General features: G+C 52.4%; 7 protein-coding genes. 3 read left to right on the top strand and 4 right to left on the bottom strand.

Going from position 1 to position 12,441, the window contains the following annotated elements:
* Positions 1-26 precede the first annotated feature (26 nt).
* Together AB1483_12100 and AB1483_12095 are read left to right on the top strand one after the other, a co-directional pair.
* On the top strand, positions 27-3,125 hold the full coding sequence (locus tag AB1483_12100; protein MEW6413192.1) for an error-prone DNA polymerase: 3,099 nt from the start codon (positions 27-29) through the stop codon (positions 3,123-3,125).
* An 81-nt stretch (positions 3,126-3,206) separates the two neighbouring features.
* Positions 3,207-4,070 (top strand): metallophosphoesterase, encoded by an 864-nt coding sequence (locus tag AB1483_12095; GenBank protein ID MEW6413191.1) that lies wholly within the window; start codon positions 3,207-3,209, stop codon positions 4,068-4,070.
* Between the two features lie 7 nt (positions 4,071-4,077).
* Here the strand turns inward: AB1483_12095 and AB1483_12090 are convergent, their stop codons facing one another.
* From AB1483_12090 to AB1483_12075, 4 genes are all read right to left on the bottom strand, one after another.
* Complete coding sequence (locus AB1483_12090) at positions 4,078-7,266, bottom strand: PEP/pyruvate-binding domain-containing protein (GenBank protein MEW6413190.1); 3,189 nt, start codon at positions 7,264-7,266, stop codon at positions 4,078-4,080.
* The gene (locus tag AB1483_12085) at positions 7,256-9,016 is read right to left on the bottom strand and encodes a PEP/pyruvate-binding domain-containing protein (protein MEW6413189.1); all 1,761 of its coding nucleotides are present in this window, start codon (positions 9,014-9,016) and stop codon (positions 7,256-7,258) included. Before AB1483_12085 ends, AB1483_12090 begins: the two co-directional genes overlap by 11 nt.
* Before the next feature lie 162 nt (positions 9,017-9,178).
* Positions 9,179-10,465 carry a Glu/Leu/Phe/Val dehydrogenase gene (locus AB1483_12080; protein ID MEW6413188.1) on the bottom strand — a complete coding sequence of 429 codons (1,287 nt, stop codon included), beginning with the start codon at positions 10,463-10,465 and terminating at the stop codon, positions 9,179-9,181.
* Entirely contained in the window at positions 10,462-10,608 is a 147-nt protein-coding gene (locus tag AB1483_12075) for a hypothetical protein (GenBank protein ID MEW6413187.1), read from the bottom strand. The genes AB1483_12080 and AB1483_12075 overlap by 4 nt, the downstream gene beginning before the upstream one ends.
* 438 nt (positions 10,609-11,046) lie before the next feature.
* On the opposite strand from AB1483_12075, the gene AB1483_12070 reads away from it, so the two are divergent.
* Positions 11,047-12,429: a multiheme c-type cytochrome gene (locus AB1483_12070; protein ID MEW6413186.1), complete on the top strand. Its 1,383-nt coding sequence runs from the start codon at positions 11,047-11,049 to the stop codon at positions 12,427-12,429.
* Positions 12,430-12,441 lie beyond the last annotated feature (12 nt).

Genomic DNA, 12,441 nt, shown 5'->3' with positions numbered 1-12,441 from the left:
CGGCGTGAGCCTACGAAGAAATCGTCGTGAAGTATATTGAACTACATTGCCACTCAAATTTCTCGTTCTTGAGTGGCGCGAGTCACCCCGAAGCGCTTGTGGAAGAAGCGCATCGGTTGGGGTATGAAGCGCTGGCGCTTACCGATACCAACGGTCTCTACGGTATAGTACGATTCAGCCAGGTGGCGATCGAGAAAAATATCCGGCCGATTTTCGGCGGCGAGATAACGTTGGACAACGGACATCATCTTCTGCTGCTGATCAAAGATGCTGTCGGCTATGCCAACCTGTGCAGTCTTATCAGCGAGGCCAAGCTCAAGAGCAAAAAGGACGAGACAAAGATAACCAAAGAGAGTCTTGCTTCGCACCGCGATGGTTTGATAGCCTTATCCGGTTGCGCTCTCGGAGAACTGCCATCGGCAATCCTGAAAAAAGACCTTCCAACAGCGCAGCGGGTTGCTTCGGAGTACAGAGAGCTTTTCGGCGCGGATAATTTCTATCTGGAGATGCAGCACCACAACCTGCCGGACCATCAGATCTTGTGCGAACAGCTTTCACTTCTGGGGCGGCAACTCGATATTGAAACGGTGGCCACCAACAATGTTCACTACGCCACAAAGAAGGCGCGGATGCTTCAGGATGTCCTCACGTGCATCAAAAACCACACCACTCTGGATGATGCCGCCAATCTTCTGTATCCCAACGCCGAGCGATATTTGAAGCCGCCGGAGAAAATGATTCGAAGGTTTGCGAATTATCCTGAAGCGATTGAAAACAGTGCCGCGATCGCCGGGCGCTGTTTGTTCTCGCTGGATAATCTTCAAACAATACTCCCCGACTTCCCCGTCCCCGACGGCGAGACAGTACACAGCTATCTTCGTAAACTCACCTACGAGGGCGCGAAGGTTCGTTATCGGGAGTTAACACCAAAGGTTGTCGGGCAACTTGAGCACGAATTGAAGATTATCCAGAAGCTCAATCTTTCGGGCTACTTTTTGATTGTTTGGGATATTGCCCGCTTTTGTAAGACCAACGGCATTCTCTCGCAGGGACGCGGCTCGGCGGCTAATTCGGCCGTGTGTTATTGTCTGGAGGTAACCGCGGTCGATCCCATCAAGCTGGACCTTCTGTTCGAACGGTTCGTATCCGAGAATCGTAAGGAACCGCCGGATATCGATATCGATATCGCCAATAATCGCCGCGAGGAGGTTATTCAGTATGTTTACAACAAGTATGGTCGCAATCACGCCGCTATGGTGTGCGAGGTGATAAGCTACCGGGGACGTTCGGCGACGCGCGATGTAGGCAAGGCGTTGGGGTTTTCGCTCGAGGAGGTGAACCTTCTGGCAAAACACCTCGACCACTATTCCGACGCCGAGGAGATGACAGAGCGGTTGAAAGAGATAAATTTCAAGACGGATTCGAGGCGGGTAAAACTGCTGGTCGAGTTGTGCCGGCAGATACATCGATTTCCGCGGCATCTGGGGATTCATGTCGGCGGGATGATTATTACCAAAAGACCTCTCACGCAGGTAGTACCGGTGGAAAACGCCACCATGCCCGACCGGAGCGTGATTCAATGGGATAAAGATGATGCCGCCGATGCCGGACTGGTGAAGATTGACCTCCTGGGATTGGGGATGCTGTCGCTTATCGATATCGCGTTTAAGCTGATAAAGAAAAATCACGGCCTGGATATCGACCCGGCGAGGCTTTCGTATGATGACCCGAAAGTGTATCAACTTCTCAGCAGCGCCGACACACTGGGAGTGTTTCAGGTGGAATCGCGGGCGCAGATGAATTGTCTGCCCCGCCATAAACCCGATTGCTTTTATGACCTGGTGATCGAGGTCGCGTTAATTCGGCCGGGTCCCATTCAGGGAGATATGGTACATCCTTATCTCAGACGTAGAAACGGCGAGGAGGAAGTTACCTACCCGCATCCCCAACTTGAGCCGATTTTGAAAAAGACGCTGGGAGTCCCCCTGTTTCAGGAACAGGGAATGAGAGTGGCGGTGGAGGCGGCCAATTTTACGCTCAGCGAAGCAGATGAACTTCGCCGCGCCATGGGACACAAACGCTCGCGGGAGAAAATGGAAGCGCTGAGTGACAAGCTGATTAAAGGAATGATGCGAAATGGAATCACGCTTGAGGCGGCGGAAAGAATTTTCAAGCAGCTCGCGGCTTTTGCTGATTTCGGGTTCGCCGAATCGCATGCCGCCTCGTTCGCGCTTCTGGTTTATGTGTCGGCCTACTTAAAGCTGTACTATCCGGCGGAATTCTATTGCTCGCTGTTGAACTCTCAACCGATGGGTTTCTACTCGCCATCGAGCATCGCCTTCGAGATGCGCCGCAAACGGGTCAGGCTGAATCATGTCGATGTCTTGCGGAGCAACTGGGATTGTACGGTCGAGGAGAATTCGGTTCGACTGGGATATCAATGCGTCAAAGGAATTGGCGAAAGCTCCGGGGAACAAATAGAAGCTGCCAGAGATGAACGGCTGTTCGATTCGATAAAAGATTTCGTGTTCAGGACCGGCCTCAATCAACTTGAGCTGACCCGGATCGCACAGGCGGATGGGTTTGAGTGTTTTGGGGTAACCCGTCGTGAAGCGGTCTGGCAGGTGTTGTCGCTTTTGAGACAGTCACCCGATGAACTTCAGGTCGAGACAACCGAGACCGGCCTTGCTTTGTTGCCATCGATGACTATCGGCGACACGCTGGTTTCGGATTTCAAAAGCATGGGCCTTTCCCCCGGACCGCACCCGATACAACTTATCAGAGACAGGCTGACCGACAAGGGAGTGGTGAAATCGAAAGACCTGGCATTGTATCCTTCGGGCAGGCCGGTTAAAGTGGCGGGGTTGGTAGTTATCAGACAACGCCCGGTTACGGCGAAAGGGTTTCTGTTTATCACGCTCGAGGATGAAACCGGCTTTTCCAATATCGTGGTCAAACCTCAGATGTCAGGCCGCTTTCGCAAAGAAGTCACACAATCCAAGGCTTTGATAGTGCGCGGAATATTGGAAAAGAAGGATGGGGTAATCAATGTGATAGGCTTTCAATTTACACCGTTTGTGATAAATGAGTCTGACATCGCTGTCCAAAGCCGCGATTTCAGGTAGACCTGTTTTTTACTATCCCGCCCAACCCTGCTTTTCATATATTTAGCGCAAAGATAACCGGCATGGCAGGAAATATACCGAGTGGCTGACTGGTTTTTCGTAACAGACATACACGGCTCAACATCGCGCTTTAGAAAGCTTATCGAGCGCATCTCCATCGATAAGCCACAGGCAGTGCTTTTGGGCGGAGACCTTCTCCCCCACGGCCTCGCCCGTCGCTCGCAAACCGAGCAATACCCCGATGATTTCGTAAACGACTTCATGGTTACGGAATTTGCCAGGATCAAGCAGTCCATGCGAGAGGATTATCCAAGGGTGCTGTTGATTCTTGGAAATGATGATCCCCGCTCGGAAGAGGCCACTTTTGTGGAAGCTGAAAAGACCGGAATCTGGGAGTATATCAACGAGAACTGGGTAACTGTAGGTGCTTATCGCGTCTATGGCTATGCCTACGTGCCTCCATCGCCGTTTCTGCTCAAAGACTGGGAGAAGTATGATGTGTCGCGGTTTATCGACCCGGGTTGTGTGTCTCCCGAGGAAGGTACTCGCACCGTGCCGGTATCCGATCGCGAGATTAGGCACGCCACAATAAAAAAGGATCTGGACGCCCTCGGCGAATTAGATGATTGGCGAAAAACAATATTCTTATTTCACACGCCCCCGTATAAAACGAATCTCGATCGGGCCGCGCTTGATGGCATGACTGTGGATCATGTTCCGGTGGATGTCTATGTGGGCAGTATCGCTGTCAGGGAGTTTATCGAAAATCGTCAGCCGCTGGTCACACTTCACGGGCACATTCATGAATCTACGAGGCTGACCGGCCAGTGGCAGGACCGGCTCGCAGAGACGTACATGTTCAACGCTGCGCACGATGGTCCTGAACTGGCAATAGTCCGGTTCAATCCGGACAATCCGTCTGAGGCGCGACGGATAATTATCTAAGAAGCCTTTATTTCTTCCTTCTCAGCGGAAGCATCCGCGCCGGGTCGGTCACGGCGCCAATTTTAACCGCATAGCTGGTTTTCTGCTCGATATCTTTGTCCGTTATGATGTGAACATCGAGCAGCCCGCCCGACTTATAACCGGTCTTCAGGTAGTTGATCTCTCCGAGAGCAAGGCTCCATCCTTCGAACCAGTGTTCCAGCATTTCACGCTGCTGTGCCGAACCCCGGAAGTGCACCAGCAGGTCGATATCAGAGGCGGCGCCTGCCGATGCGTTCTTGGTGCTTCCGAAAACGTAAAGAGCTTTTACCCCGAAGCGATCCGGGTCGAGCGTGGAAGCTATGTGCTCAGCCATCTGGAATCGCCACCGCCAGCTTGAGTCAGAGGGGTGTTCGGCGAACATGTGCGACACGGTGCCTTTTGTGGTTTCATCCGATGGCGTACAGATTATGCCGACCGCCTCGTCCAAATCAGCATTCATCAGCACCCGCAGAACCTTGCCACCGGTGACCGATGAGACATCGATAAGCCTCACCGTATCCTGCAGAGCGGTGAATTCGGGAGCGACCTCGGAAAGAATGTTCGGTGAGCCTTTCAGGAATCGTTCGTTGAATACCACGCCTTTGTCATCGGGAAACAGCGGCAGATACCTGATGCGCGCCTCTACCAGGTCCTGGAAGAAGTGTGTGCCGAATGACAGGTCGGGCGTGTAGTTTCCCTTTTTGCGGGCGACTTCGGCCAGCACAGCGGTGTTGTTGATATCGGAATAGGTGACTTTGACGCCCAGTTTGATATCCCCGCGACTCCCCCACCGCCCCGGACCAATCAGTATGAATCTGCGTTTGGGAAGCAGTTTGTTGAGCTTTCCGATAGCCCGACCCACCGCAACAAGATCATCACGCTCGGACAACTCGCCGTACTTATCGGGGTCGACATAGACGATGTGGGTGATATCGGGGACCCGCCCGTTGGAGATATACTTGTTGGCGGAGAAAATAATCCGCTCCTCGGGAATATCTTTGGGAATCGGGGCCGCTACACTGCCATCTGACGGGCTCTGGGAGCGGCATTGGAGCAGATACAGGTCTTTTCCGTCGTGGGCGAATTCGATATCAACCGGGTGGCCGATGGTCTCTTCGAGCAGTTTCAGCATATCGTGAATCTGTTTGATGAACGGCGAATCGGAAATGAGACCATCGAACGTGACAACCAGGTCATCCTCGTCGAAATCAATATGTGAGCCTACCGGTTTGGTGATATGCCCGGCCCTGTGAATCGAGACGAGACGTTTTATCATCGGGAATTCGTATCCGAAATTTTTCAAAAGTTCCTCAACTTCAACCGTCTCGAAAGTATTTTTCTCGACATTGATGACATCGATCTTCTTTGGTGTATAGCGCAGGATATCGTCGACCGACACATTAACCCGCAAGCCGGGCTGTCCCGGAGCGCACATCACGGGATAGTCATCACTCAGACGGTCAACTGCCCGCGTGCCCAGTCCCGGTACAAGTCGCACCAGTCCGTCCTCGCGATGAATCCGCGGAGACCATCGGAATTCGTTGCGACTGAATGCCACGCCCGCGAAAGCAGGCATGAAATAGTCGCCCACCCGAACACCGACCACCTCTTGAATCATGATACCCATCTCCTCGCCGAAATCGATCAATCCCCGTTCGGCGCGGTATTCGATCGGGTCAGGACCGAAAGTTGAAGCGTACACCTCGGCGATGCCATCGAGCAGAGCATCGAGCCGCTTCTGCTTGCTACCCTGATTGGCCACGAACACACTCTTATATTTGCCTGAAAAGGCGGCGCCGATGCGGTCTTCGAGCAAGCTGGAACTGCGAACGATAAGCGGCCTTTCCTCAAAATCATCAAGGGCCAGCGAAAGGCCTTTGATGAACTCCGGTGGAAAGCGGGAGTTTTTGAAGCTGTGGATGATGTGGGGATACTCGAAACGGACCTGCTCTATCTCTTTGTATTTTTGCTCCACGCTTTCATCGAGATTGTTGTAGTGCATGAAGTGTAAAAGCATATCAGAGGTGATATACCACGTTTTCGGCACCTTGAGGTTACCCAGACGGGCTCCTTTTTCATTGTGCTTTTTGACAATCTGGGCCGCCAGGTACATACCGGCGCTTTTGCCACCCAGTTTCCCGTGGCTCTCCGGGGCGAATATCATGTTGTTGAGCAGCTCATAGAAATCCCTGATACCGACATACTTTTTGGCGACGTTGATATACTGAAGCTGGTCGGACAGAAAGCGGCGGATGAGCGATACGATAATCCCAATCTTGCCGGGCGATATCGATTTGGTTCTTTCCTCTTTCGTGGCAATGTAGTAATACCGCCTGATGGCATCGGCAACATCGGAAAGCGACAAGTTGCGGTTCACCACCTGGACAAGGAAGCTGAGTTTATCTTCCTGAATCCATTTCTGGATGCGCTCGAAGATTTCATCACCGGACATGTGAGCGGCCGCGATGCGAAAGACTTCGGTACCGAGGTCAACCGGGAAGGATATCTTCATGCGTCGATACGGAATATTGGAGTCATCGACGAACTCGTCCTCGCCGGTGGGTTTGACCAGGCTGGCGCTCTTGAGAAGCTTCTCGGCTTCGGCGACACCGCTCCAGCAGAGATAGTTGAGCATTTTGTGGGAGATGCTCATGAAAAGATCGTGGTCCGTCTGCTGCAAAAGGCCCAGCACCACCTGCCATTCGTTCTGTCTTGACTCGGAGATTTTCTGCCTCGCGGAGTGCCATTCCTGATAGACCTGTTTCATACGGTAGTGCTGAATGAAGTGACCGATTCGGTCGGCAATCGTCTCGATCAACCTGACCTCTTCTTTCAGAAACGGTCCTTCATCGGCCGCCGGCATCTCGCCCACGTAGGACACGCTGATAGTGCCGACGATTCTCCCCTGTACTTCGATATCAGCGCTCAACTCCCACGGTGTTTCCTTGAAACCGGGTGATTTGTAGGTAACATCTTCCAACACAATTTTGGCCTGGCACGCTTCCGGATACTGCCAGCCTTCGGGAGCGGCAACAATAATGGCCTCACACACTTCCTGCACTTCGGCGTCGGGTTGATTGAGAATCTCCTCTATGCGATAGAGGCAGTTCAACTCTTTGGCGCGTTCCTGGAGTGATTCCAGAAGTTTATCAACCGATTTTTTGTCATCTTCCATACCTGATAACCCCTTGCCTGTTGCGTCCATCGACTTTGATCGTCAGTGGAGCCTTCAGTTCGACATGTCTGACAAAGTCTGTTTCTTCCGACGCCGGCTGAGCGTTCAGCCAATCCCACGCGATCCGGTACTTGCTCGCGTGGTGCACCGAAAAATAGCATATTTGAAAACTGGTGATATTGTGAAAGAAGTGCGACCCCTGACTGGGATCGACATTCATATCTTCCAGGGTGGATTCAACGATTACTTTCGCGCCGGCAATCTGGCTCCAATTCACGGGGATACCGAGCCACGGATCGGAACTTCCCCAACGCCCGAAACCCATCAGCAGGTACGGTTTTACGCCAGCTACCAGCCGTCGATTTATGTTTTCGACCTCAGAGGCTATGGTACGGGTATTCTTAGCCAGAAAGTTCTCCGGCCGGACGTAGACAACGTCTCTTATGTCGTTGATTTCGCCGTTGCCCATAACGACGTTAGACGCCAGCAGCAGATCGTCGGCGGCAAGATCAGTCTCGGATACGCTCACACTGCCCTCGGCAACGACCATTGGCCTTACCTGGAGAAAGCCAAATCGTATCTCGGAGTCAATCTCCATGGCGAACTCAACTTCGACCTTCTTTCCCGTTCGCTCTTCACATATCTGCAGGATTCTGTCAATAAGATCGTTCAGGGGGATATCGTCGAGTCTGAGAACGGGCGCGAAGTTGAGCACCCGGGGACCTTCAGAGCCGGTTCCAATGACAATTCGGTCGTTCTGAGCGACGTATGTTGAGGCAACTCTGTCAAGTGTACCATCATACTCAGCATCACCAAGGTTGGCCTCGACTAAATACTCGGTTTCCCTGATAGGGTCGTGTGCGGGCGGCCTTCCCATGTTGACTGCCCAAAACTCTGTTTGAGTCTGTTTGAGGGTTTCGGAAACGGAGCCGTAAGGCGGACCGACTGTCGGATAGGCCGGGCAATAGGTCCAGCTCTTGCCGCCATCGACGATAGTCTTACCCAGTCCCAGCGCGAGCGAGACCACTCCCTGCTCAGGCTGAGCATCGCCGAAGGGGTAATAGTTGTACGAACGAGCGACACCTGATATGTTGGGATAGAAGCGGTCCCCGTAGCGGTTTCCGACGACTTCCTGAATAATCACGGCCATTTTTTCGTCCTGTGGCGACTGGCCGGTGACTTTTATGTAGTCTTTCGCCTCTTTGAAGAATGTCGAAGCGTAGACGAATTTGATGGCCTCAATCAGCAATTTGAAACGAGTTTGAGCATCGGCCTGATTGTTCGGAATCATTTTGGTACCATAGACGCCGGCAAAGGGCCGAAAGATGGCATCTTCCAGAAGACTTGAAGAGCGAACGGCCAGCGGGGTGTGGACTTTTTCGATCAGACCGCGAAGGTCGCCACAAAATTCAGCGGGGAATTCCGCCCTCTGGAACGCGTGGGCGATGCGGTCATCGGGCATATCCGAAAAGGCGTCGTCGTAAAGTTCGTTTCGCTGCATGAAAAGGTCGAAGACATCGGTGCCGATGACGGTCAGGGTGGGGACATTGACGGTGATGTTTTTGTAACGGCCGTTATCCAGTTGAGAAATCAGAACATCTTTTATAAAAGCAAGCCCTGCGGCTTTGCCTCCGATAGAGCCCGAGCCGATCCGCGTGAATTTTTCTTCGGAGCCGAACAGATCGCGATCGAAACGGGGGATTTCGTCGACAATCTTGTTTTTGCTGTCATTTTCCGGCGACTGATTCACGGACACCTCTCCAGTCTAACTACCTGCGGATACAAGATAATGTTTTTATTGCGTGGGCGAAACCCCAATCGAATTACTTATAATGAAACTGTCTGGACCGAAGATTCGGCCCAGACAGTCTTTTATGCGGTTCTACGAAGATGTGGGGGTGATTTTTGTATCTTAGACCCAGCCTCTGTCTTTACAGGCTTGAGCCACCCGGCTGACCGCGATAACATAGGCCGCGTCGCGCATATAAATCTTACGCTTGCGCGCCAGTTCGCTGACCGCGATAAAGGCAGCCGTCATTTTCAGATCCAGCTTGCCCAGAACCTCTTCCTTCTCCCAGAAGTAGTTCATGTTGCTCTGGACCTGCTCAAAATAGCTGCACGTGACGCCGCCGGCGTTGGCCAGAAAATCGGGAATCACGAATATGCCGCGTCCATGTATGACCTTGTCAGCTTCGGGCGTGGTCGGGCCATTGGCGCCCTCGGCTATTACTTTCACCCGCTTGCTGATCTTACCGACATTGTCGCCTGTGATCTGGTTTTCGATAGCCGACGGAAACAGAACATCGACTTCCTGTTCCAACCAGGTCTCGCCCGGCAGCACCTCGTAGCCCATGTCTTTCGCTTTGCCTTTATCAATACCGCCAAAGCGATCGGTGATCTTGAGCAGGGCGTCAATATCGATACCGTCCTTCTTGCGGAAGGAATACGAGGTTTCATCGGACTGATCCCAGCACGATACGCAGACAACCGTACCACCCAGCTGGGTGTACAGCCTGATTGCATACTGGGCAACGTTACCGAATCCCTGGACCGAGGCAGTGGTATCCTGAGGACGGATATTCAATTCTTTGAGTGCTTCGCGCAGCGTGTACACCACACCGTAACCGGTAGCCTCGGTACGTCCCAGTGAACCGCCCATGCCAACCGGTTTGCCGGTGATGAAACCGGGATATTTCCCGCCGTGAATGTGCTCGAACTCATCGAGCATCCACAGCATGTGCTGGGCCGAAGTCATTACGTCGGGAGCCGGAACATCAGCCACCGGGCCGACATTTTTGGCGAGTTGACGTACCCATCCGCGGCAGATCTGTTCCTGCTCACGCATGCTGAGATTGTGCGGGTCGCATATGACGCCGCCTTTCCCGCCGCCGAGAGGAATATCAACCACCGCGCACTTCCATGTCATCCACATGGACAGAGCTCTGACCGTATCCACTGTTTCCTGGGGGTGGAAACGTATTCCGCCTTTGCTCGGACCTCTCGCATCGTTGTGTTGAACTCTAAAACCACGAAAGACCTTGAAAGTACCATCATCCATATGAACCGGAATGCTGAAATGATACTCTCTAAGAGGATTACGCAACAGCTCACGAGTAGCTGAATCCAGCTCCAGGAAGTCCGCAACTTTATCGAACTGTGCCTGAGCCATGGCGAACGCATTGAACGCCTTGGTGTTCATCTAAAATGTTCCTTCTTTATGTTGGACCCCTCATAAGCAACCACCGACACTTCGTTATTCATCGCCGTAACCCGAAACGAACCGTAAGCCGCCACAGGCTCCGGATGGTCAAAGCGGGCGATTGTTACATCAAAAGGTCTCATCTTCAAATAACCACATTATGTGACTTTTTTCACAAACAGTAATATATCATTATCTACTATTTGTCAAGACATTTAGAATAAATTTGACGAATTTGTCGGGTCTTTTCACAAATACTGGTGACTTCTCGATCGGAGAATCATGGCCCAAAACTTTCCGACAACGGCCAGATCCCTTTCGGTCTCGTAGCCGGACTGATTTTAGCATTGTGAGCTAACCTACTTCTTTGTTGGCAGTTTCATTGTCACAAGGCAGTTCGCTCCGGTCGCTGCTCAACCCGCCGTAGACTTTAGATTTGCTCGTGCATGTTCAAACATCCCTTGACTTTGACACCGGAGCATATTAGACTGAAGGGGCTCAGGAAGAAACGATTCCCCGATCAGTTAGTAAATAGGGCTTGTGAATTCTTTCACTATCTTATCTTAGGAAAAGGAGGTCCAATGACATCATCCGTAACAACCAAACAACGCCTTACCAATTGCCTGCCGGCGATCCTGATTCTGACCGCACTGCTAACTTTATCACTTGCAGGAGCTGTAACAGCTGCCGAAGGACCGCTGGGCTCGAAATCCTACGATGATTACGATACGCCGGACTATTGCGGCAGTTCGTGTCATGTGGATTTCTATCGACAGTGGCGACAGGCAATGATGTCGCAGTCATACACCCATCACTGGGACGAGATTGAGTACTTCAAGCTGGCCGTCCCACATGCGGAGAAGGATGAAATTGTCGCGGAAGTGAAGGCCGGATGTAACGGGTGCCACGCTCCGATCTCTTTCCTGACCGGTGATGTTCCTCCCCCTCGCCCTGAAGAAGGCAGCAGGGCCAACGAGGGTGTGCAGTGCGATCTGTGTCACACGGTGACCGGTTTCCAAGGGGACACCCCGTTCAATTTCAATTTTATTTCCAGTCCGGGCAATGTAAAATACGGCCCTCGAGAAGGCGACAACTCCCCCGCGCACGAGATGGCCAAATCCGACTTCCTGCACACTGCCGAATTCTGCGGCACCTGTCACAATGAGAAGGATCCTTATGGCATCTGGGTTAAATCAACTCACCTTGAATGGAAAGAAGGGCCTTATTCGAAGCAGGGCGTGATCTGCCAGGATTGCCATATGACCTATGCTCCCGGAGTGACGGCCTCCATGGGCACGGAATATCCGGACGCCCGGCAGCACCTGTTCCATGGCGCTCATGATCCGGGCAAGGTTCAGGGGACTATCGAACTTCGTATTCATCCCGATATCACCGAAGCGGAACCGGGCGAACCGATTAAATTCACGATTGCCCTGTTCAACCAGAAAACCGGCCACAAATTCCCAACCGGCTCGGTAGAAGACAGAATCGTGTGGATGCATGTCGAAGCTACCGATGCGTCCGGCAAAGTTTATCACCTGCCCGTAGACCTCAAGGGATTCGAAGGTGAAGAGTACACGGTGGGCGCTGACGTGCTGGCATACCAGGATATGGGTATTGCCCTTGGCGATCCTAATTTCAAAGGTGTACAGCGCGACGGTATTCCGATTGGTGACCGTATTTTCCGCATGCCCTATTTCGATCCGCAGGGCCGCATGACCATTCAGCAATGGAATACCAAGAGCCTTGGCGTCGATTATCGTCTGGGGCCTCGCGAGACGAAGCTTGAGACATGCAGTTTCACAATTCCCGACGACGCCGCGCCAGGTCCCATGACGGTAAAGGCTACCCTGAATTACCAGAAACTGGTCAAGCCGGTGGCGGATTTTCTCGAGGTTCCCGAAGATGAAGCTGAGATAATAGTTGTAAACAACCACTCTACAACAGTAGAGGTATTACCTTAATCTGGAGGAGGA

It is taken from the genome of Candidatus Zixiibacteriota bacterium (assembly GCA_040756055.1).
In the GTDB taxonomy this organism is placed as follows: domain Bacteria; phylum Zixibacteria; class MSB-5A5; order GN15; family FEB-12.
Note: the sequence above shows the minus strand (reverse complement) of the source record. Positions and strands in the feature narration are given on the sequence as shown.